Below are 21,468 nucleotides of genomic sequence, written 5' to 3'. Positions count from 1 at the left end.
CGTCATGCCACTTTTAGCAAGATTCCTTCCTAATTTTTTATGCATCTCTAAGTCTTTTCATTCTTGAATGTAAATGTTAAAATGAAAGAACTTAGGAGGTCATTATGATAAATCAAAGAATTACAAAATTAAGACAACTTATGAAAGAAAGAGGAATCGATCTTTATATCATTCCAACCAGTGATTTTCATCAAAGTGAATATGTAGGAAGTTACTTTGAAGCTCGTCATTATATGTCTGGATTTAGCGGTTCTGCTGGAACTCTTATCGTAAGACAAGAGGAAGCTTATTTATGGACAGACGGTCGTTATTTTATTCAAGCAGAAAAAGAACTTGCCGGTAGTTGTATTCAATTAATGAAAATGCGTACACCGGGTGTTCCTACTATTAAAGAATATGTTGAAAAATATCCAGAAGCAACCATTGGTTTTGATGGGCGCGTAATGCCCTATAATCAATGTCTTTTCACAAATACCATTCAAGCCAATGAAGATCTTGTAGATCTTATTTGGCAAGAGCGTCCTGAACTTTCCCATGAAGAAGTTTATTTATATGATACAAAATATTGTGGTGCTTCTAGAAAAGAAAAATTAGAAATCATTAGAGAAGAAATGAAAGATGCGAAATATCATTTAGTGACAACTTTAGATGATATTGCTTGGATCTTTAATATTCGCGGTAATGATGTTTTATGCAACCCTGTTGCTTTAGCGTATGCTTTAATTGAAAAAGAAAAAGCATACCTTTATTTAAGAAAAGAAGCTGTAAGTCAAGAAGTCATTGATGAATTATTAAAAGATCAAATTAAAGTTAAAGATTATTTTGATATTTATGAAGATGTTAAAAATATCAATGGTAAAGTTCTTTTAGATACAAAATCAGTAAACTATACATTAGTTAATTCTATTAATATAGATAATGTCATCGATCAAACAAATCCAAGTCAATTACTTAAATCAATTAAAAACGATACAGAAATCAAAGCGACAAAAGATGCTCATTTACATGATGGTATTGCTGTTACTAAATTTATGTATTGGTTAAAAACAAATATTGGAAAAATAGAAATGGATGAACTTTCTATCTCTAATAAACTTTTAGAATTTAGAAAACAACAACCAAATTTCAAAGATATTTCCTTTACAACCATTTGTGCATATCGTGAAAATGCAGCTTTAATGCATTATCATCCAACAGAAAAACAATACTCTAAAGTAGAAGCTTCACATCTATTATTAATTGATAGTGGTGGACAATACTTAACAGGAACAACAGATATCACTAGAACATTCGTTTTAGGTGAAATGACTCTAGAAGAAAGAAAAGATTTCACAATTGCTTTAAAAGCCATGTTTAGATTACAAAATGCGCATTTTATTGAAGGTGTAACAACTGGCGCCAACTTAGATATTTTAGCTCGCGGTGTTATCTATGATTATGATTTAGATTATCGTTGTGGAACAGGGCATGGTGTTGGTCATTTCTTAAATGTTCATGAAGGACCTAATGGACTGCGTCCAAAAAGCTTATATGGTCATGAAGCATGTATCGTTCCAGGCATGATTACAACAGATGAACCAGGTGTTTATGTAGAAGGTAGTCATGGTATTAGACATGAAAATGAACTTTTATGTGTAAAACATATTGAAAATGAATATGGTACTTTCTTAAAATTTGAACCAATCACCTATGTTCCATTTGATATTGCTGGTCTAGATTTAGATTATTTATCAAATCATGAAATTGCTTCTATTAATGAATATCAACAATATGCCTTCGATCATATTAAAGATGCCTTAACTCAAGAAGAAAAAGATTGGTACTTAAATAACTTATTTATTAAATAACAAGAGAAATCTTGTTATTTTTTAAAGCCGATATAGTTTTAAACTATATCAAACAATGAAAAATATGTATTTTACAATACCACTTATGTTTTTTATACTTTTAGTAACAACAAGGAGGAAGTAAAAATGAACGCACCTTATAAATATGATATTGTTGGAAGTTTTTTAAGAGATAAAGAAATTAAACAAGCAAGAGAAGAATTTGCTTTAGGTAAAATAACACTTCAACAATTAGAAGAAGTTGAAAATAAATCTATCGAAAATCTTGTAAACGAAGAAAAAACAGCCGGTTTAAAAGCTGTCACTGATGGTGAATTTAGAAGAGCCTTTTGGCATTTAGATTTTCTATGGGATTTAAAAGGCGTAGAAAAAGTAGCCGTCGAACATTTTTCAATTGCCTTTAAAGGACATCAACCAAAAAGTCAAACTTTAGAAATTGTGGATAAAATCGATTTTCCCGAAGATCATCCATTTTTAAAACATTTTAAATTCATGCAAAGAGTATCTGGAGAAACAGAAGTTAAACAATGTATCCCTTCTCCTTCAATGCTTCATTTAATTTGTTGTATTAGAGAAGAAAACTATCAACCTATTGAAAGATATCAAGATAACGATGTTTTATTAAAAGATATCGCCTATGCTTATCAAAAAGCAATCAAAGCTTTTTATAATGCTGGATGCCGTTATCTTCAATTAGATGATACTTCATGGGGAGAATTTTGTTCAAAAGAAAAAAGAGAAGCTTACAAAGCAAGAGGAATTGATGTAGATGAACTTGCTAAAAAATATGTTGATATGATCAATCTCGCATTAGAAGCTAAACCTGATGATATGGTTATTACAATGCATATTTGTAGAGGTAACTTTAGATCAACATGGTTTACTTCAGGCGGATATGAACCAGTTGCTAAAACATTATTTGGGAATTGTCATGTTGATGGTTTCTTCTTAGAATATGATAGTGAACGTGCTGGTGGATTTGAACCTCTTCGCTATATTCAAAATCAAAAAGTTGTCTTAGGTCTTGTGACTTCTAAAGATGCTAAACTTGAAAACAAAGATGAAATTATTAAACGTATTCATGAAGCAGAAAAATATGTTCCATTAAATCAATTAGCACTGTCTCCACAATGTGGTTTTGCTTCAACAGAAGAAGGAAACTTACTTACTAAAGAAGAACAATGGAATAAAGTCAAACTTGTTAAAGAAATCGCTGAAGAAGTTTGGCAATAATAAGAGGAACTTTTCGTTCCTTTTATTATTTTATAACTGATTTTAATGTTTCATCTGTCATTGAAAAAGTTTCTGATACTTTTTGATAGATGATTTCTTCATCAATATTCAATTCTTTTAAAAGTTTAAAAAACTTTTTTAAATCCTCTTTTCTTGTTTTATCCATTGCATCATTCATTAAGTTTTCAAAAACATCAAACAAATTAATATCATCACTGGATTCATTTTCAATACTTTCTAACAAAATCGATTTCATATCACGAGAACGACTTCTTTTATCACGATATAAAATATAAGCCTTTGCTACTCTTACATAGCCTTCTTCAATTAAAATTTCTTCAACTGTATCTTGAACAAGTTCTACTGTTGGTAAAGTACTTTCTTTTTCTTCTAATCTTTTTTCTACATCATGAGAAATAGCATATACTTTCTTTAATTCTACTTTATCAAAACATGCACTAAAGGCTTTATAAAGCGCTCCAGCAATCTTGTCTACTTCAAAGTCAACTAAACGCCCATCTCTTTTTCTAATACTTTTAATCATACAAAGTCTCCTATCTATATATAGTATAATGAAATTTTTATTTAATTTCATTATATATGATATTTTTCTACATGGACTTGATAATTTTTATAAATTACTAAAATATAATCTTCTTTTAATTTTTCAACAATCCCATATCTAAAGACATCTTCTTGATTTAATTGATGCTTTTCTATTAATCGATGTTTGATTTCTTTTTCGTTATCAATTCTTGTCTTCCACCATTTTTTAGGTTTGACTTTAGATAATCTTAAATAGTCTTCTATTAATTCATCTTCATATTGTTCTTTTAAATAAAGATTGATATATTGGAATAATTCATCTAATTGAAAACCAAAGAATTTAAACTGTTGAGCTTGGTAAAATTCACCCAAATCTAAAAAGAAATAAAATGGTGACTTACATTGCCTTAAGACTTTATTCATTGTTATTGGCATTCTTCCTGAATTCCAATATTTTTGTAACATATCTTCAGCTAAATGTATTTTTTCAATATCTTCTTTAGATAAATCATGACTCTCTATTAATTCATAAGGCGCATGTTTTTCATAAATATAACCATATTTATTAGCTTCTTTTCTTAAACTTGTTCCTCTTAAAAGTTTTAAGAACCCTAATTGTAATTCCTTAGGATATAATCTAAAAACATCATCAAATGATTTTGAGAATCTTTGTAAGTTCTCTAGTGGCAATCCTGCAATTAAATCTAAATGAAAATCTATTTTATGATTTTGTTGGAGTTGTCGAATAACATCACATAGACGTTCAAAGTTTTGATATCTTTGAACAACTTTATTTGTTGGTTCATAAGTTGATTGAATACCGATTTCAAATCTAAGTAAACCATCAGGTGCTTCTTCATTAATAAAATCAATAATTCTTTGATCTAAAACATCTCCATTGATTTCAAATTGTAATTGTACTCCTGGATGACAGTTTTTAAAAACAAAGTCTAATATTTCTAAAGCATGTTCTGTTTTAGCGTTAAACGAGCGATCTAAAAGCTTAATTACTTTGACATCTGTATTTAAGATTGCTTTTAATTGTTGTTTTAAATAATCCATTGAAAAGAATCTTAATCCTTTTTCTAATGAAGATAAACAATATTGACATTGATAAGGACATCCTCTACTTGTTTCAAAATATAAGATCCTATTTTTCATATCTTTCATGTCTCTTTCTAATAAATAAGGAGACTCTAACGTTTCTAAATAACTTAAATCAACTGGTGGAATCAAGCGTGGATCTCGATGTTTTTTCGTACTAATACCTTGAAGCTTGACTTCTTCATTATTTTCCAAAGCTGTCAATAATTGATTTAAAGCAACTTCACCTTCACCAGCCATAATATAATCAATTTCAAACTCATCTAAAAAATAATCTATTTCATAAGTAACCTCTGGTCCACCAACAATAATCTTTAATTTTGGTTTTCTTTCCTTTAATAAATGACATAATTTTTGAATATGATCCACATTCCAAATATAGACACTTAAACAAAGAATATCTAAATCCATTGATAAAAGATCATCTACGATATGATTTAAATCATCTTTAATGGTATATTCTTTAAAATCAATATCATGATCATTTTTACAAGCTACATAAAGAAGTCTTAACGCTAATGATTTATGGATAAATTTTGAATTTAATGTTGTGATTAATGTTTTCATAATTACTCTATATAAAAATCTAGAGAAAACTCTAGATTTTTAATCTTTCTTAAATTTTGGAATAACGTTTTTATATAAACAATACTCTTCTAACGTCCAGTTTTGATCTTTAATTTCCTTAGCCACTTTTTTACCTACATAACGTAAATGCCATGGTTCATGAGAAATTCCTGTAATACCATCCGTTCCTTCTGTAAAACGAACAATAAATCCATATTTTGCACAGTTTTCAACAACCCATTTATATTCTGTTGTATCCCCAAAGACAAGTCTTTGTTTATCAACGACACTTTGAGAAGTCATATCAATACCAAGTCCTGTTTGATGTTCACTTGCTCCTGGAGTAGCTACATATTCAGCAGCATAAGCACCACCATATTTTTGTTCAGTTTCTTGATAGATTTTTTCTTGTTCTTCATATGAACGATAACCACTGTTTAATAATAAATACATACCTTCTTTTTTAGCATCTTTGATCATTTTAACTAAAGCTTCGGCTGCAACTTTTCTAAGTTGTGGATGATCACATGTTGGTGCTACATATTCACTATCTAATTCTACTAAATCTTTTGGTTCATAATCATTTAAATAGAATCCTTTTTTTACAAGAGTTAAATAATCATCTGGATTAGCAATATTATATTTAGCTTTTGTTTGACCATTACTTGAAACAATAAATGGATAATTAACAATATTAACGGCATAATTATAATCTTTAACAGTATTATATTGTGCTATATAATCATTGATTTTCTTTAAATCATATCCTTTTACTTTTCTAAAAGGAGCTGTTTGACTATTTGTAAGTTTATTGTCTATTAAAAATTGAAGATCACTTTTACCAGCACCATCTTTTAACATTGACCAAATTGTTTTTTCACTATAACCCATTGATTTTAATGAAGGCGCTTGATTTTCAAAAATATAATTAACAACATCAACGATATCTTCATAATTCATATCTTTATGTAAAGAATAGAATTGTTCATATTCATCATAAAGAGCTACTTTATTTGAATTATCGATCCATTTTAAAATATGTTTCATCTCATCATGTGATAACAATTCTTTTTCTTCATCATTATCAAATGATTTTACTAATTCACTAGTTGTTGACCAAGAGTAACCTTTCATCAAAAATTGAATTCTATTAAAATTAAAATAAATAATAATTCCTAAAATAACAACCACTGCTGCAATTACAGCAATCACAGTACGTCCTACTTTTAAACGTCTTCTTGAACTACTATAAGAACTGTAATAACTATAATCTGTTTTTTTCTTAAATAATCCCATTTCTTTTTTTCACCTCTATTAATGTATCGCTATTATAGAAAATATAGATACTACTTACAATCCTTTTTTAAATAGTTTTTTCTACCAATTTCATATAAATCATTTCCTAAATGATCAATCACTACAACTAATGGCATATTTTTAACTTTTAACTTACGAATTGCTTCCGGTCCTAAATCATCAAAAGCAATCACTTCACATTCTTCTATACATGAAGACATCATCGCTCCAGCACCACCAATAGCACCAAAATAAACGCCATGATAGTCAACAATGGCTTTTTTAACTGCATCACTTCGATACCCTTTACCAATCATCGCATGTAAGCCAAGTTTAATAAGTCTAGGTGAATAAGCATCCATTCTTCCTGAAGTGGTTGGTCCACCACTGCCAAATACTTGACCTGGTTTTGAAGGTGTTGGGCCAACATAAAAAATCGTTTGATCTTGGATATTGAAAGGAAGTTCTTTTCCTTCATCCAATAATTGAATCAATCTTTTATGAGCAGCATCTCTTCCTGTATAAATCGTTCCACTTAAAAAAACTTCATCTCCAGCTTTTAGCTGTTTAATTTTATCAACTGTTAATGGTGTTTCTAAATAAATCATAACGAAACCTCCTTATGACGTGAGACATGACAACAAATACTAACAGCGACTGGCATTCCTGCAATATGTGTAGGGAAAGTTTCAATATTTAAAGAAAGAGCTGTTGTCTTTCCTCCATAACCAGCAGGGCCAATTCCTGTTTCATTGATCATTTGTAATAATTCATCTTCTAAAGAAGCATATCTTTTATCTGAATGATGACTTCCAATTTCACGAATCATGGCCTTTTTAGCAAGCATTGTCACTTTATCAAAAGAACCTCCAATACCTACACCAATAACCATTGGTGGGCAGGCATTTGGTCCTGCATCATTGACCACTTTCATCACAAAATCCTTAATTCCTTGAAGTCCATCACTTGGTTTTAACATCTTAATTTGGCTCATATTTTCTGAACCAAATCCTTTAGGTGCTAAAGTAATATGAAAAGTATCCCCCTCAACAATATCATAATAAATAATTGCTGGAGTATTGTCTTTTGTATTAGTGCGTTCAAACAAAGGATCTTTAACAACTGATTTTCTTAAATACCCTTCTGTATATCCTTGTCTTACTCCTTCTTGAATTGCTTCATTTAAACTGCCACCTGTAATATGTACTTCTTGTCCCATTGTCACATAAACAAAAGCCATTCCTGTATCTTGACAAATAGGCATTTGTTTTTCTTGTGCCAACTTTGCATTATCCATTAATACTTGTAATGTTTTTTGGGCAAGTGCACTATCTTCTTCATCATGTTTTTGTGATAATGCTTTTTCAACATCTTGAGGTAAAATAGTTGCTGCTTCTATACACATTTTTTTAATTGCATCTGTAATTGTTGAACATGTTATTTCTCTCATATGTATCTCCTATTCAATAATATTATCTTTTACATCAGGATAATAAATAGAATAATATCTAAGTGACATTAATTCCATTGTTGTAAGTAAATTATGTTTACCTGTTTTTTTATATTTTGAATCACCTATTTCAATAATATAATTTGGTTCAAAACCAAAATCAAAGCTCTTATCATTGGTAATCACAACAACTTTCGCATTTGATTTTTTAATATATGAAATCATCTTTTGACTCCCATTAAAAATATGACCACTTACTGTTAAAATAATAGCTACACTATTTTCATCTAACTCCTTAGCACATTGAAGCTGACTTGTTTGTTCCATATAAGCCATTGTGAACTTCTCTAACATCAATAAATCAGTTTGAAAATGTAAAGCAACCGAATGTGAAAACTGTGTTCCAAAAAAAGCTACGTTATCACTATCATGAATCAGTTTTAAAACCTCATCGATTACATTCCAATCTAAATAAGAAGAAAGTTGATTTAAAGATGTACAAATTTGTTGGCTATAATAAGCTGTACTTTCTTCTGGATGATCTTTCATCATATCCAAAGGAACATTAATTAAATTATTAAACTTTCTTGATGTTGAACTAAACCACGCACACTCTTGTTTTAAATGAGCATAATTTTCATAACCAAGTGTTCTACAAAAACGAGAAATGGTTGCTGGAGACACAAAACATTCGCTCGCAAGTTTAGAAATTCCCATATGAGCTACTTCTGAAATATGATGTGCCATATACCAGGCAATGTTATAATTTGTATCTGTTTCATTGGCGCTATCTAAATATATTAATAATCTATAAAATAAATTTTTCATGTCATCCTCCCCTATTCTACAATATTATACACTAAATTCATCTTTATGCTTATATAAATTTGTGATAACAAATCACATATTTTTTTACATTTGTAACTTTTTTTAACTATTTTTTATTTATATATTAAATCTGTAGAAAGAAAATAGATTTTACTATTCATATTCCCTCTATTATCTTTCTATATTATTCTTATCCTCCCAAATAAGAATAACATAAAAGGCATCTTGATGTCTTTTTTCTTTTTCTTATAATAAAGAAAAAGGAGATCAATATAATGTTAAAAGAATTCAAAGAATTTGCCTTAAAAGGCAACATGATTGATTTAGCTGTTGGGGTTATTATCGGTGGTGCTTTTAATTCATTAGTCACTTCTCTTGTAGAAAACATCATTATGCCTATTTTAAGTTTAGTTACAGGTAAAATTGATTTTTCTAATCTATTTATTGCTTTAGATGGAAATACATACAAAACATTAGCTGCTGCTCAAGCAGCAGGAGCATCTACTGTTAATTATGGTTTATTTATTACTGGTTTACTTAACTTCATTATTATGGCTTTTGTCATCTTTATGATTGTTAAAGCAATGAACAAGTTAAGATCTAAAACTGAAAAACCAGTAGAAGAAAAACCAACAAAGAAGATTTGTCCTTATTGTCAAAGTGAAATCTCTATCAAAGCATCTCGTTGCCCACACTGTACAAGCCAATTAGAAAACTAAAATAGCTTTCTGTAATGTCATTTATTACAAAAAGCTATTTTTTTATTATTATTTAATTTTAGCATTTATCGCAAAATCAAGTTGAATATCACTGCTTTGATAAGCTTCTTTTAAAAGTGAACATATTCCTTCATGTTGAAACTGAATTTCCACAATTTGTAATTCTATTTCAGGATGACGAGCACACCATTTATAATAGCCAAAACCACAAATAGTAATCACTAAAACAAATAAAAGGATATAAAGGTAAATCTTTTTGATTTTAAATGTTACATATTATTTCATTGTTTAACATACCTATTTATAGCATAAATGTTCTATATAAAACAAAAAAACATCGATTTCTCGATGTCTCTTACATTTGGTGCGGGCGACAGGAATCGAACCTGCACGCCGAAGGCGCTAGATCCTAAGTCTAGTGCGTCTGCCAGTTCCGCCACGCCCGCATTGAAATGGTGACCCGCAGGCGACTCGAACGCCTGACCCTCTGATTAAAAGTCAGATGCTCTACCAACTGAGCTAGCGGGTCAAAATATGGTGCCGGCTAAAGGACTTGAACCCTCAACCTACTGATTACAAGTCAGTTGCTCTACCAATTGAGCTAAGCCGGCATTTAAAAAAATGGTGGAGGTTAACGGGCTCGAACCGCTGACCCTCTGCTTGTAAGGCAGATGCTCTCCCAACTGAGCTAAACCTCCAAAAATGGTGACTCGTACGGGATTCGAACCCGTGAATGCATGCGTGAAAGGCATGTGAGTTAACCGTTTCTCCAACGAGCCACATGGCGCTTGAAGTAGGACTCGAACCTACGACCGATCGGTTAACAGCCGATTGCTCTACCAACTGAGCTATTCAAGCAACTTAACAGTGCTCATTTATATTAGCATCCTTTTTCTAATAAATCAACCCTTTTTTATATTTTTTTAAAAAAATTTAATTTTATGTCAAAAACTGCTTCTTCTTGTAATATTATATATCATTCTATATTTGATTAATGGTATAATTATATAAACATATAATATAAGGAGGATCCTATGGACCAACAAAGAGAACAAGCAAGTCAAATCGCACATGAATTTATTGTTTATCAAGAAAGTGAGCAAGCAGATATTGATGCAAAAGACCATCAATTCGATGCTTTATGGCAAAGTATATATGATGTATGTAAACTTATTAAATTTGGAATAATAGAAGATATTACTGAAGAAGAATTTGAGGAAGCCTACGCTTGGTTAAAAACCACTCAATCTCTTACAGAAGATTATCAAGAATTAGAATTAGAATTTTAAGGAGATCAAAAATGGAAAAATATTTAATTGTGACAGACACAACAAGTGCAATGGATCAAGAAATTGCACAAAAAAACGGAATCGAACTTATTTCATTAAGTGTCATCGTTGATGGTCATGAATATAAAGATCAAATCGATATTTCAACCAAACAACTTTATGACTATTTAAGAGATGGTAAAATTCCTTCAACAAGTCAGCCAAATACAGGTTATCTTGTTGAACAAATGGAAAAATGGCAAGAAGAAGATTATGAAGCAATCATTATTATTACTTGCTCTGCAGATTTATCAGGAACAAACAACGGTTTCCATCTTGCTAAAGATACCGTTGGTTTAGATAATGTTTATATTTATGATAGTCGCCAAGTAGGTGCTCCTATTATGGATATGGCTATTTGTGCAAAACAACTTGCAGATGAAGGAAAAACTGTTGATGAAATTTTTGCTGCTTTAGAAGAAAAAACAAATCATTCTTTTTCGTTCCTTTATCCAGATAACTTTAAACAACTTTCACGTAGTGGAAGATTATCACCAATGGCAGCCAGAATGGCATCGATGTTAAAAATCAAAGCTTTGCTTTGTTTAGATGAACAAGGTAAAGCCGTTGATAAATATACAATGGCTAGAACTGAAGTAAAAATCTTAAAATCGATTGTTGATAAATTCCATGAATTAGGTGTTAACGCTAAACAACACAAGATTTATATTTCACACGCTGATAATGAAATTTTTGCTAAAAAAGCAAAATTATTATTTCAAACAACCTTCCATGGTATTGATGTAGAAATCAATTATTTGCCTGCTGTTTTAACATGCCATGGTGGTCTTGCCTGTTGTGCAATTCATACTACATATAAAATTTAAGGAGTGATTAATGATGAAAGTTGTTGATATGCATTGTGACACTATTTTAAAACTTTATGATGATTTACATCATGGTAAAGAAGGTTCTTTATTAGAAAATGACGGTCATATTGATTTAAAGAAAATGCAAAAAGGAAATTATTTACTTCAAAACTTTGCGATGTTTGTCGATTTAAGTGAAAATCCTCAACCTTTTTTAAAAGCAAATCAACTCATTAACCATTATTATCATGAAATAGAAAAATATCCTGAACTCATTAAACCTGTCTTTTGTTATCAAGATATTATCGACCATCAACAAGCAGGTATCATGTCTTCTCTTCTAACATTAGAAGAAGGTGCTGTTGTAGAAAATGATTTATCACTACTTGAACATTATTATAGATTAGGCGTTAGAATGATTACTTTGACATGGAATCATGTAAATGGCATTGGACACCCTAACCTTTCTAATATTTCTTGTTATGAAGATATGTTTAAAATCAATGATCACGATGGTTTAACACCTTTTGGTTTACAATATATTAAAGAAATGGAACGTTTAGGAATCATTATTGACGTTTCTCATTTAAGTGATGCTGGATTTTATGATGTTTATCATCATACAACAAAACCTTTCGTTGCCTCTCATAGTAACGCTCGTCAAGTATGTGGTGTCGCTAGAAATATGTCAGATGACATGATTTTAAAACTTGCTAGTCGTGGAGGCGTTATGGGAATCAACTTCTGTAGTGATTTTTTAACTACCGAAGGTACTCATCAAACAAGTTATATTAAGGATATGGTTCAACATATTTTATATATCAAAAATCTTGCAGGTATTGATTGTATTGGTTTAGGAAGTGACTTTGATGGTATTGGATCCAAGCTTGAAATGAAGGATGCAAGTGGTTATCAAATGTTATATGGTGCTTTAATTGAAGCTGGATTATCTATTGAAGAAATTGAAAAGATTTTTTATAAAAATGTCTTACGTGTTTATAAAGCAGTTTTGAAATAGGATTGGAAACAATCCTATTTTTAAAAAAACAAAAAAATGCATATCTCTATCTCATCATTTTAGAAAAATAATGTTATAATAGCTAAATGGGAGGGACTACTTATGTATATTAAAGATGATGAAATTAATAAGTATTTTAATGAGCCCAATTGGAAAGTAGCTCATAACTTATTTCAACATAATACAATATCTAACATGTCTGTTATTAAAGATGGTCAAATTTACCAAATCGTAGGAAGTACTAATGTTAATGGTAAAATTGATACCGCTACAATTCAAGTTGATACAGGAGGACATATCCTCGAATTTAACTGTGATTGTAATCACTGTAAGCCTAATGAACTGGCATGTGGACATATAGGTGCTATTTTATTAAAATTTTACGGTCTTGAAGCAAGTGATTTACCTTATTCTTTCAATCAAAAAGGAAATTACGCTGATCAATTACAAGCACTTCAAGCAAAAAAAGAAGCCGCACATTTAAAAGAACAAGCTAATTTAACTTTTTCATTAATTGAACAATATAAAAATCAACATCGTTTACATCAATTACAACTTAATCAACACATTCATTTAATACCACAAGTAAAAAGTACATTTAATCGATTAAGTTTATCTTATAAGATTGCTAGCGATAGAAGTTATACAATTAAAAACTTAAATACTTTTATTCAAAATGTAAAAGCAAACGAAATTGTTGAATATGGAAATGCTTTAGTTACCGATCATAACTCTAAAGCCTTTGATAGTTCTTCATTAAAACAAATTCGTTTTATTAAAGAATATTTTCATTTAAAAGATGATGATCGTAGTATTAGAATCACATCAGATAATATTGATGATTTTTTTCTAACACATTATGATAATTTAGATATCAACATTAACTTTACAACAATCGATTTACAAAACTTCATTTTAGAAATCCAAAAAGATGAAGATTATACAACAATCAAATACAAAGAACCTGATGGTATTACTATCATCGGTCATCAATATATCTATTATTTCGATCACTATACCCTTAATAGATATTCAAAAGAATGTAGTGATGCGCTAAGACCTTTACTTACACATTTAGAAAACAATTCACTTACAATTCCAAATAACGAATTACCACATTTTTCTAAATATATCATTGATTCTGTTGTTCCTTATGTCGAATTTACAGGAGATGATATTGATGAATATCTACCTATGGATATTTCTTTATTAATTTATGTCGATTTAAATAACAACAACGAATTATCTGTTACATTAGATTATCGAGATGATCAAGGAAATACAATCTTAGAAAACCCTAAAGATCTAGTACTTCCATTAAAATTAGATGGTGTTATTCAAACACTACAAAAATACCTAGAATATGATGAAATCACACAAATGTATTATCTTTATAATGAAGAAGATATTTATGATTTCATTACTCGTGTTTTACCTTCACTTAATAATGATTGTGAAATTTATATTAGTGAAGAAATCAAACAAATGAATAAACCTAAAAATATGAAATTAAATATCGGTGTTCGTTTACAAAATGATTTATTAAAAATCGATATTAATAGTATCAACGTTGATAAAGAAGAAATTAAAGATATTTTATATGCTTTTCAACACAAAAAGAATTATCATCGTTTAAAAAATGGGGAATTTATTAATTTAGATGATGATAGTATCAAAGATTTAGATTTATTATTTAATGATTTAAATATTGAATATAACGATTTAAAAGATGGTGAAGTTGAAGTTGATAAATATCATTCACTTTATTTAGAAAACTTTATGAACAGTTCATCATTACATTTCAACAGAGATCAACATTTCCAAGACTTGATTTCTCATATTGAAGAAAAAGATCCTGAAGATATTCAAGTTCCACAAAATTATTCTAAGATTTTAAGAGACTATCAAGTTCAAGGATTTAAATGGTTAAAAACAATGTCAGAATATGGCTTCGGTGGTATCTTAGCTGATGATATGGGGCTTGGTAAAACATTACAAGTCATGACATTGATTGAAGATGGTATCGGTGAAAATCATGTCAGTCTCGTTGTTGCTCCTGCAACCTTGATTTATAACTGGCAAGATGAAATCAAAAAATTCTCAAAGAAATTAAAAACAGTTTGTATTACTGGAAATATTGCTCAAAGAAAGAAATTAATTGAAAGCATTCCAGAATATGATGTTGTTATTACTTCATATGATTATATTCGTAGAGATTATGAATTATATAAAGATTATCAATTCTATTATTTTATTTTAGATGAAGCTCAATATATCAAAAATCAAAGTACAAAGAATGCTCAAACTGTTAAATTAATTAATGGTAAATATCGTTTTGCTTTAACAGGTACTCCAATTGAAAATAGTTTAGCAGAATTATGGTCAATCTTTGATTTCTTGATGCCTCAATATTTATATAATTATCATCATTTCAAAGAAACTTACGAAATACCAATCATAAAAAATGAAGACCAACAAAAACAAGCAAAACTTAAGCAATTAGTTGAACCATTTATTTTAAGGAGAACAAAGAAAGAGGTTTTAACAGAATTACCAGACAAGATTGAAAACAATGTCATTATTCCTTTTACACCAGAGGAAGAAAAAGTATATCTTGCTAACTTATCAACAATTAATAGTGAATTACAAAGTGCTATTCAGGTAAATCATATCGATAAGATCCAAATTCTTGCAATGATGACAAGGCTTCGTCAATTATGTTGTGATCAACGTATTTTATATAAAGATATTATTGAACCAAGTTCTAAACTTAAAGCTTGTATGGATATTATTGAAACAGCAAAAGAAAATAATCAAAAAGTCTTACTATTCTCTTCTTTTACTAAATCATTAGATTTAATCGAAGCTGAATTACGTAAAAAAGATATTTCTTATTATGTTTTAACTGGTTCAACAACAAAAATCAAAAGGCATCAACTTGTTAATGCCTTCCAAAACGATCAAACAACTGTCTTTTTAATCAGTTTAAAAGCAGGTGGTACTGGTCTTAACTTAACAAGTGCTTCTACCGTTATTCACTATGATCCATGGTGGAATATGTCTGCACAAAATCAAGCAACAGATAGAGCTTATCGTATTGGACAAACAAATAATGTTCAAGTTTATAAATTGATTATGAAAAATTCAATTGAAGAAAAAATCCAAAAACTTCAAGAACAAAAACAAGATTTATCGAATATGTTTATCGAAAACAATAATGGTTCTATTACCCAAATGTCTACTGCAGATATTATTGATTTATTTAAATAAAGAAAAAGGAGATCAAAGACGTTCAATCTTTAAATCTCCTTTTCTTATGTAATTCAATTTTCTAAAAGCTTTGTAAAAACTAAATGTTAAAATTGCTGGAGCAATCACATCTATCAAAATAAGTGGTATCCAATACTGATTTCCCATTACTTGAATCGCATCCAATAAGCCTACAAGTCCTGCTGTTCCCATTCCTGAGCCAATTGCACTGCAACGAATATGAAGTAAGACCGTTGAAATAGGTGCTGTAATAATCGTTGTTAAAATTGTAGGTAACCAAATAACCGGTCTTCTAATAATATTTTTAAACTGTAACATACTTGTTCCAATTCCAATAGCAATAACATCACCAATATCATTGTCTTCAATAGACATCATCGCAAAACCAATCATTTGTGCGCAACACCCTGCAAGTGCTGCCCCTGCCGCTAAACCATCAAGTCCTAACATAATACCAATAGCAGCTGAAGAAATCGGTGCCGTTAATGCCATTCCCATTAACACCCCTACAACAATTGACATAAATAAAGGTTGTAAAGAAACCCCATCATTAATAACACTTCCAATCCAAGTAATCATTTGTGTAAGATAAGGTCCTACAAATTGTGTTACCAAACCTGCTATACAGATAGAAACAAAAGGAACAAGTAAAATATCAATCGGTGTTTTCCCTTGAATAAGTCTTGTTACCTCAATAGCCGCTAAAACTGCTACATAAGCTGAAATTGGATTACCCGCTTGAACACCATTATTAAACGTTCCAGCTCCTATTGCTCCTGCAATAACCGCAGAAATCAAATTAAGTCCTTTTGCATCAATTGCATAGCCCATACCAATTCCAATAGCCGGTCCCATTAAATAACCTGCTACTGTCCCCCAGGCTACAAGTTGTTCAACATGAACTAATGTTCCTAATTGTTTTAATATTGTTCCAATAATCAAACTTGCAAAAAAGCCATAAGCCATTCCATTAAAAGTATTGATTACATAATTTCCTTTTCCTCTACTTTGTGCCATATTTTACCCCCTCAATTGGATTATAGAGTATATTTATTTTTTTACAACAAAAAAACTGCCGAAGCAGTTAGTTTATTTATTGGTGGAGCCAAGCGGGATCGAACCGCTGACCCCCTGCGTGCAAGGCAGGTGCTCTCCCAGCTGAGCTATGGCCCCAATTTAATATTTATTTTTTCCACCATTTCATTTGTTAAAATGGTGGGCCTGAATGGATTTGAACCATCGACCTCACCCTTATCAGGGGTGCGCTCTAACCAACTGAGCTACAGGCCCACATCTATATAAAACAATTAATTAATGGTGGGCCTGAATGGATTTGAACCATCGACCTCACCCTTATCAGGGGTGCGCTCTAACCAACTGAGCTACAGGCCCATCAATCAACTGCCCATATAATATACCATGCATATAAGAATACGTCAACAGTTTTTCGTGTATTTTTTTACATTTTTTTAAAAAAATAAAAATACATTGATAAAATCAACGCTTTTTTTATTGTAAAATTTTTGCTGTTTTTTTCTTTTTTTGAGTCATTATTCTTAAATGATATTTAATGAGCCCTTCTTTTACCTTTTGACATAGTTTTTTTTGATAATTTTTGCTTCTTAGTTGCCCACATTCATTATAATTTGATAAAAAACCACACTCAATTAGAACTCCTAATGTCTTAGTAGCTCTTAAAACCCTAAAACCACATCCACTAATTGGTTTTCTGCTATTTGTTAACTGTTTTAAACTTTGATCAATATCAAAAGCTAATGCTTTTCCTTGTTTGCTTCTATAATAATAAAAAACTTGTGAACCCCATGCACTTCTATTACCAGAAGCATTTTGGTGAATACTTAATAAATAATCACATTTATAGCTATCTATCTTCTTGACTCTTAAATACATATCATCTTGTTTAGAATAATGATGATTTCTTTTCGTCATATCATAATCACCATCTCTTGTTAAATAGACTTTAGCTCCACTTTTTTCTAATTCATCTTTCATTTTCAAAGCAATTTCTAAATTAATATTATCTTCATAATAACCATATTCAATAGCTCCATTATCAAAACCACCATGTCCTGCATCAATCACCACTTTTACATTTTTTAAAGATTTTTCATAAGCATCTACAGGAATCTCAAAGAAACATACACCAAAAGCAATCATTATAAGAAAAATTCTTTTCATAACATCACCGTTGTATTATATGTCAAAAAAAAGATATCATGATTTTTCATGATATCTAAAATTTATCCATCAAGTAGTTTCTAAAGGCCTCATTAACTTCTTTTTTATATTTTCTACCAATTTCTAATTCATTTTTACTTTCTTCATTAACCATATTAATATGATTTTTATCTATACGATAAATATATTTCATATTAATTGCATAACTTCTATGTATTTGAATAAAACAATGTGCTTGTTTTACTTGTTCCATAAATTTCTTCAAAGTCATTTTAACAGCATATTCATGTTCATATGTATGGATAATCAATTCATGAGCATAACATTCTGCATAGATAATATCATCACTCATTAATGTTATATATGCCATTTGATTTTTATTCATTCCCTTATTCAGTTCAAAAATCAATTTCATTTCATTTTTACATTCTTCATCGTAAAGTTGTTTAAAGACTTTAAAGTCATTATCAAGATGACTCTTTCTAATAAAGCATAACGCCTTTAATCCTTGGGTTTTAAAAATCAAACTACTTTTACTTGAAACAAAAACAATTTGTGAATCAAACTTTTCTTTGTACTTTTTCGCATAATCCACACCTGTCCCATTTTCAAATATCACATCTAAAAATAAAATATCGGGTACATGTTTTATCTGATCTAGATCAATCATTCCATGATAAACATCTACAACAGCATGGTATTCACTTTCTAATTTATTTTTTAAAGTTTCGCCAAACGCTCGATCATCATCCATAATCGTAAAATACATATTCACACACCCTTACTACACATATTTTATTCACTATAAATTATAGCATATTTTACCCCCCCCCCGCATCTTTTTTTATTTTTATATTCTTTATGTTTTTTCCAAAAAACGCCTTAGAAGGAATTTATATAGACTTAAAAAGGATCATTATTGAACACGAAGATATTTTTTTACTATATCTAGTTCTTCAATATAAATACAATGATTTATTTTATTTTCTTTAACATCTTGATAACATTTTTCAAAATCCAACCATTTAACTTCACTTACTTCATGATCAACAAAAACAAAATCTTTTTCTTCTAAATCTTTCCATAAAACAAATATTTTACTTACTTGATTATCTTTAAATAAACGACCATGAAAAATTTCTTCAAAATGAAATCTACGATTTCCACAATCAATCAATTCACTTTCCCTTACAACAATTCCTAATTCCTCTTTCAACTCTCTTACCGCCGATTGACCATAGTTATCCCCTGCAGGAATATGTCCTGCACTTGAAATATCATAACAGCCAGGAAACGAATCTTTTTGTTCACTTCTTTTTTGTAATAATATTTGTATTTTATTTTCTTTTTTTCTTAAGATCCAAACATGAGCTGTACGATGTAAGATACCTTGTTGATGTGCGATTTCTCTTTCTACTGTCTTTCCTGTTGGATTTCCTAATTCATCGCATATATCTAAAATTTCCATTTTATCATCTCCATTAAAATCATATTATCATCTTTCTTTACATTATAAAACGAGATGTTTAAAATAGATACGAAAAGAGGTAGAACAAATGAATAAATGTTGGTGCGGAAGTGGCTTGGACTATGAAGTTTGTCACCGCGAATTTGACAAAAAAATTAATTATTACAAAAAAAGAGGAGTGATGACACCTCCTAGATCAATGATTAAAAATCAACAACAAATTGAAGGAATCAAAAAAGCAGCTGTTGTAAATAATGGGTTATTAGATCATATCGAAAAGAATATAAAAATTGGTATGTCGACTGAAGATATCGATGTACTTACAAGAGAATATTTAAAGGAACACAATGCACATTCTGCTGATTTAAATTATGAAGGCTATCCTAAAAGTATTTGTACATCTATTAATGATGTCGTTTGTCATGGAATTCCTTCTTCTGATGTTATTTTAAAAGATGGGGATATTATTAACGTTGACGCTACAAGTGAATTAAATGGTTACTATGCTGATGCTTCACGTATGTTCATGATGGGAAACGTTTCAGATGAAGCTAAAAAACTTGTTAAAATCACAAAAGAAGCGATGTATGAAGGGATGAAAGCTATCAAGCCATGGAAAAGTCATATTGGAGATATCGGTAAAGCAATTCAAAGATATGCACATATTAATGGCTATAGCGTCGTTGAAGAATTCTGTGGTCATGGTATTGGAATGACCATGCATGAAGATCCTTATGTTTTCCATTTTAAAACAAAAGAAGATACTGTTTTGATTGTTCCAGGAATGGTTTTTACAATTGAACCAATGCTTAATCAAGGAACAAGACATGTTCACTTAAATTATAATGATGATTGGACAGTTTATACAGATGATGGAAAACTTTCTGCTCAATGGGAACATACTTTCCTTGTTACAGAAGATGGTGTGGAAATTATTTCAAAATAAAAAGTCAGAAAATCTGACTTTTTTATTATGCCTTTTTTTCAACATATACGTGCTTTTTTAATATGCTTTCTTCATAAACAAGATGTTGATAACAATCCTCACATAAATAATGAGTCACAACATCATACCGATTTCTATCAACACGAATCCGATGCTCTTGATGAATCTTTCTTAAACAATTGCCACAATAACAATCAATAATACAGGCAATAGCTTCATCTTCATTCCCATCACACCAATAAACACCATTTCTACAGGCAACAATAATTTTCTTACAAGCATTTAAGCTTATTTCTTCATTTTCAAACATTTCAATTGATTTTTCAACAACTGAATTCATTCCTAGACCAATACGATGACAACTCACTTTAACAACCCCTTTCCAGGGTTATTTTAACATCTCATTTTTGTTATTTCATTAGACAGATAGTCCAAAAACTGTAGTCCTCACGAACTACAGTTTTCTCTTATAAATCACAAATTCCTTTACCTTCTCCATAAACATCATACCAATCAYTATTGAAATCATTYACYGCTTTTTCAATACTTGGATTCGCAAAGATTTGTTTTAAGACTTCTACTGGCGCTGTGATTGCTTGACTTCCATAATTGAAGGCATCTCTTACTTGTTGTACCCCTTTAAAGCTTGCTGCTAATATCTTACAATCATAACCATCTTGTACGATTCTATTAGATAATTCATTGATCAGTTCCATTGGATCATTTCCTAGGTTCCCTATTCTATTGACATAAGGTGCAATATAGTCTGCTCCTGCTGCCAAGGCCATATAGGCTTGCATCAAATCATAAACAGCTGTCGCTGTTACATTTATCATTTAT

General features: G+C 30.0%; 20 protein-coding genes, 9 tRNA genes and 1 pseudogene. 8 read left to right on the top strand and 22 right to left on the bottom strand.

Annotated features, from left to right (window positions below; all coding sequences use genetic code 11):
* The first annotated feature begins 104 nt into the window (after positions 1–104).
* Entirely contained in the window at positions 105–1,847 is a 1,743-nt protein-coding gene (locus C7U54_RS12330) for a M24B family metallopeptidase (protein ID WP_107030492.1), read from the top strand.
* Positions 1,848–1,973: 126 nt separating this feature from the next.
* Positions 1,974–3,080 (top strand): 5-methyltetrahydropteroyltriglutamate--homocysteine S-methyltransferase, encoded by a 1,107-nt coding sequence (locus C7U54_RS12325; protein ID WP_107030491.1) that lies wholly within the window; start codon positions 1,974–1,976, stop codon positions 3,078–3,080.
* 25 nt (positions 3,081–3,105) lie between these two features.
* Here C7U54_RS12325 and C7U54_RS12320 read toward each other — a convergent pair whose 3' ends face one another.
* Genes C7U54_RS12320 through C7U54_RS12295 form a run of 6 tightly spaced genes read right to left on the bottom strand, consistent with a single transcriptional unit; the run spans position 3,106 to position 8,871 of the window.
* Complete coding sequence (locus tag C7U54_RS12320) at positions 3,106–3,624, bottom strand: ATP cone domain-containing protein (protein ID WP_107030490.1); 519 nt, start codon at positions 3,622–3,624, stop codon at positions 3,106–3,108.
* A gap of 50 nt (positions 3,625–3,674) precedes the next feature.
* Positions 3,675–5,297, bottom strand: a complete 1,623-nt coding sequence (locus tag C7U54_RS12315; protein ID WP_107030489.1) for a B12-binding domain-containing radical SAM protein — start codon at positions 5,295–5,297, stop codon at positions 3,675–3,677.
* A gap of 39 nt (positions 5,298–5,336) precedes the next feature.
* Positions 5,337–6,593: a M15 family metallopeptidase gene (locus C7U54_RS12310; RefSeq protein WP_022002306.1), complete on the bottom strand. Its 1,257-nt coding sequence runs from the start codon at positions 6,591–6,593 to the stop codon at positions 5,337–5,339.
* Positions 6,594–6,643: 50 nt separating this feature from the next.
* Positions 6,644–7,201: a Fe-S-containing hydro-lyase gene (locus C7U54_RS12305; protein WP_022002307.1), complete on the bottom strand. Its 558-nt coding sequence runs from the start codon at positions 7,199–7,201 to the stop codon at positions 6,644–6,646.
* The gene (locus tag C7U54_RS12300) at positions 7,198–8,043 is read right to left on the bottom strand and encodes a fumarate hydratase (RefSeq protein WP_107030488.1); all 846 of its coding nucleotides are present in this window, start codon (positions 8,041–8,043) and stop codon (positions 7,198–7,200) included. The genes C7U54_RS12305 and C7U54_RS12300 overlap by 4 nt, the downstream gene beginning before the upstream one ends.
* 9 nt (positions 8,044–8,052) lie before the next feature.
* Positions 8,053–8,871 carry a MurR/RpiR family transcriptional regulator gene (locus tag C7U54_RS12295; RefSeq protein ID WP_022002308.1) on the bottom strand — a complete coding sequence of 273 codons (819 nt, stop codon included), beginning with the start codon at positions 8,869–8,871 and terminating at the stop codon, positions 8,053–8,055.
* Between the two features lie 275 nt (positions 8,872–9,146).
* Between C7U54_RS12295 and mscL the strand changes: the two genes are divergently transcribed.
* Complete coding sequence (mscL, locus tag C7U54_RS12290) at positions 9,147–9,590, top strand: large conductance mechanosensitive channel protein MscL (RefSeq protein WP_022002309.1); 444 nt, start codon at positions 9,147–9,149, stop codon at positions 9,588–9,590.
* A gap of 48 nt (positions 9,591–9,638) precedes the next feature.
* Here the strand turns inward: mscL and C7U54_RS14655 are convergent, their stop codons facing one another.
* The 7 genes from C7U54_RS14655 to C7U54_RS12260 all read right to left on the bottom strand — a co-directional run bounded on the left by C7U54_RS14655 (position 9,639) and on the right by C7U54_RS12260 (position 10,448).
* Positions 9,639–9,812: a hypothetical protein gene (locus tag C7U54_RS14655; protein ID WP_155522462.1), complete on the bottom strand. Its 174-nt coding sequence runs from the start codon at positions 9,810–9,812 to the stop codon at positions 9,639–9,641.
* Positions 9,813–9,952: 140 nt separating this feature from the next.
* Positions 9,953–10,036, bottom strand: a tRNA-Leu gene (locus C7U54_RS12285).
* 7 nt (positions 10,037–10,043) lie between these two features.
* Positions 10,044–10,119: transfer RNA gene (locus C7U54_RS12280), tRNA-Lys, on the bottom strand.
* A gap of 6 nt (positions 10,120–10,125) precedes the next feature.
* Positions 10,126–10,201, bottom strand: a tRNA-Thr gene (locus C7U54_RS12275).
* Between the two features lie 11 nt (positions 10,202–10,212).
* A tRNA-Val gene (locus tag C7U54_RS12270) sits at positions 10,213–10,288 on the bottom strand.
* A 5-nt stretch (positions 10,289–10,293) separates the two neighbouring features.
* Positions 10,294–10,369 (bottom strand) — tRNA-Glu (locus tag C7U54_RS12265).
* Positions 10,370–10,372: 3 nt separating this feature from the next.
* Positions 10,373–10,448 (bottom strand) — tRNA-Asn (locus C7U54_RS12260).
* Between the two features lie 176 nt (positions 10,449–10,624).
* On the opposite strand from C7U54_RS12260, the gene C7U54_RS12255 reads away from it, so the two are divergent.
* The 4 genes from C7U54_RS12255 to C7U54_RS12240 all read left to right on the top strand — a co-directional run bounded on the left by C7U54_RS12255 (position 10,625) and on the right by C7U54_RS12240 (position 16,015).
* The gene (locus C7U54_RS12255; protein ID WP_022001050.1) at positions 10,625–10,879 is read left to right on the top strand and encodes a hypothetical protein; all 255 of its coding nucleotides are present in this window, start codon (positions 10,625–10,627) and stop codon (positions 10,877–10,879) included.
* Positions 10,880–10,890: 11 nt separating this feature from the next.
* Positions 10,891–11,745 (top strand): DegV family protein, encoded by an 855-nt coding sequence (locus tag C7U54_RS12250; protein WP_107030487.1) that lies wholly within the window; start codon positions 10,891–10,893, stop codon positions 11,743–11,745.
* A 13-nt stretch (positions 11,746–11,758) separates the two neighbouring features.
* Complete coding sequence (locus tag C7U54_RS12245; protein WP_107030508.1) at positions 11,759–12,745, top strand: dipeptidase; 987 nt, start codon at positions 11,759–11,761, stop codon at positions 12,743–12,745.
* A gap of 102 nt (positions 12,746–12,847) precedes the next feature.
* Entirely contained in the window at positions 12,848–16,015 is a 3,168-nt protein-coding gene (locus tag C7U54_RS12240) for a DEAD/DEAH box helicase (RefSeq protein WP_107030486.1), read from the top strand.
* Between the two features lie 12 nt (positions 16,016–16,027).
* Here the strand turns inward: C7U54_RS12240 and C7U54_RS12235 are convergent, their stop codons facing one another.
* The 7 genes from C7U54_RS12235 to C7U54_RS12205 form a co-directional block, all read right to left on the bottom strand.
* Positions 16,028–17,032, bottom strand: a complete 1,005-nt coding sequence (locus C7U54_RS12235; RefSeq protein WP_107030485.1) for a PTS transporter subunit IIC — start codon at positions 17,030–17,032, stop codon at positions 16,028–16,030.
* A gap of 80 nt (positions 17,033–17,112) precedes the next feature.
* Positions 17,113–17,188: transfer RNA gene (locus C7U54_RS12230), tRNA-Ala, on the bottom strand.
* Between the two features lie 40 nt (positions 17,189–17,228).
* A tRNA-Ile gene (locus C7U54_RS12225) sits at positions 17,229–17,305 on the bottom strand.
* A gap of 25 nt (positions 17,306–17,330) precedes the next feature.
* Positions 17,331–17,407, bottom strand: a tRNA-Ile gene (locus C7U54_RS12220).
* A 117-nt stretch (positions 17,408–17,524) separates the two neighbouring features.
* A complete protein-coding gene (locus C7U54_RS12215; RefSeq protein ID WP_107030484.1) occupies positions 17,525–18,214 on the bottom strand; it encodes an N-acetylmuramoyl-L-alanine amidase family protein in 690 nt (229 codons plus the stop codon).
* A gap of 55 nt (positions 18,215–18,269) precedes the next feature.
* Positions 18,270–18,983: a LytR/AlgR family response regulator transcription factor gene (locus C7U54_RS12210; RefSeq protein WP_107030483.1), complete on the bottom strand. Its 714-nt coding sequence runs from the start codon at positions 18,981–18,983 to the stop codon at positions 18,270–18,272.
* A 147-nt stretch (positions 18,984–19,130) separates the two neighbouring features.
* A complete protein-coding gene (locus C7U54_RS12205; protein ID WP_032089640.1) occupies positions 19,131–19,682 on the bottom strand; it encodes an NUDIX hydrolase in 552 nt (183 codons plus the stop codon).
* A gap of 88 nt (positions 19,683–19,770) precedes the next feature.
* Here C7U54_RS12205 and map point away from each other — a divergent pair, with 88 nt between their 5' ends.
* Positions 19,771–20,628, top strand: coding sequence for a type I methionyl aminopeptidase (map, locus tag C7U54_RS12200; RefSeq protein ID WP_032089639.1), 858 nt, complete (start codon positions 19,771–19,773; stop codon positions 20,626–20,628).
* Positions 20,629–20,653: 25 nt separating this feature from the next.
* Here the strand turns inward: map and C7U54_RS12195 are convergent, their stop codons facing one another.
* Both C7U54_RS12195 and C7U54_RS12190 read right to left on the bottom strand, forming a co-directional pair.
* Positions 20,654–20,995, bottom strand: a complete 342-nt coding sequence (locus tag C7U54_RS12195) for a hypothetical protein (RefSeq protein WP_107030482.1) — start codon at positions 20,993–20,995, stop codon at positions 20,654–20,656.
* 100 nt (positions 20,996–21,095) lie between these two features.
* Positions 21,096–21,461, bottom strand: a pseudogene (locus tag C7U54_RS12190) (transaldolase family protein); the annotation flags it as partial.
* Positions 21,462–21,468: the final 7 nt, after the last annotated feature.

Origin of the sequence: Faecalibacillus intestinalis, assembly GCF_003024685.1 — a bacterium.
Taxonomy (GTDB): Bacteria; Bacillota_I; Bacilli_A; order Erysipelotrichales; family Coprobacillaceae; genus Faecalibacillus; species Faecalibacillus intestinalis.
Note: the sequence above shows the minus strand (reverse complement) of the source record. Positions and strands in the feature narration are given on the sequence as shown.

Bases quoted from the DNA above. Each gene is read 5' to 3' on its own strand.
- C7U54_RS12330 (WP_107030492.1), top strand. From the start codon at position 105: ATGATAAATCAAAGAATTACAAAATTAAGACAACTTATGAAAGAAAGA.
- C7U54_RS12325 (WP_107030491.1), top strand. From the start codon at position 1,974: ATGAACGCACCTTATAAATATGATATTGTTGGAAGTTTTTTAAGAGAT.
- C7U54_RS12320 (WP_107030490.1), bottom strand. From the start codon at position 3,624: ATGATTAAAAGTATTAGAAAAAGAGATGGGCGTTTAGTTGACTTTGAA.
- C7U54_RS12315 (WP_107030489.1), bottom strand. From the start codon at position 5,297: ATGAAAACATTAATCACAACATTAAATTCAAAATTTATCCATAAATCA.
- C7U54_RS12310 (WP_022002306.1), bottom strand. From the start codon at position 6,593: ATGGGATTATTTAAGAAAAAAACAGATTATAGTTATTACAGTTCTTAT.
- C7U54_RS12305 (WP_022002307.1), bottom strand. From the start codon at position 7,201: ATGATTTATTTAGAAACACCATTAACAGTTGATAAAATTAAACAGCTA.
- C7U54_RS12300 (WP_107030488.1), bottom strand. From the start codon at position 8,043: ATGAGAGAAATAACATGTTCAACAATTACAGATGCAATTAAAAAAATG.
- C7U54_RS12295 (WP_022002308.1), bottom strand. From the start codon at position 8,871: ATGAAAAATTTATTTTATAGATTATTAATATATTTAGATAGCGCCAAT.
- mscL (WP_022002309.1), top strand. From the start codon at position 9,147: ATGTTAAAAGAATTCAAAGAATTTGCCTTAAAAGGCAACATGATTGAT.
- C7U54_RS12255 (WP_022001050.1), top strand. From the start codon at position 10,625: ATGGACCAACAAAGAGAACAAGCAAGTCAAATCGCACATGAATTTATT.
- C7U54_RS12250 (WP_107030487.1), top strand. From the start codon at position 10,891: ATGGAAAAATATTTAATTGTGACAGACACAACAAGTGCAATGGATCAA.
- C7U54_RS12245 (WP_107030508.1), top strand. From the start codon at position 11,759: ATGAAAGTTGTTGATATGCATTGTGACACTATTTTAAAACTTTATGAT.
- C7U54_RS12240 (WP_107030486.1), top strand. From the start codon at position 12,848: ATGTATATTAAAGATGATGAAATTAATAAGTATTTTAATGAGCCCAAT.
- C7U54_RS12235 (WP_107030485.1), bottom strand. From the start codon at position 17,032: ATGGCACAAAGTAGAGGAAAAGGAAATTATGTAATCAATACTTTTAAT.
- C7U54_RS12215 (WP_107030484.1), bottom strand. From the start codon at position 18,214: ATGAAAAGAATTTTTCTTATAATGATTGCTTTTGGTGTATGTTTCTTT.
- C7U54_RS12210 (WP_107030483.1), bottom strand. From the start codon at position 18,983: ATGTATTTTACGATTATGGATGATGATCGAGCGTTTGGCGAAACTTTA.
- C7U54_RS12205 (WP_032089640.1), bottom strand. From the start codon at position 19,682: ATGGAAATTTTAGATATATGCGATGAATTAGGAAATCCAACAGGAAAG.
- map (WP_032089639.1), top strand. From the start codon at position 19,771: ATGAATAAATGTTGGTGCGGAAGTGGCTTGGACTATGAAGTTTGTCAC.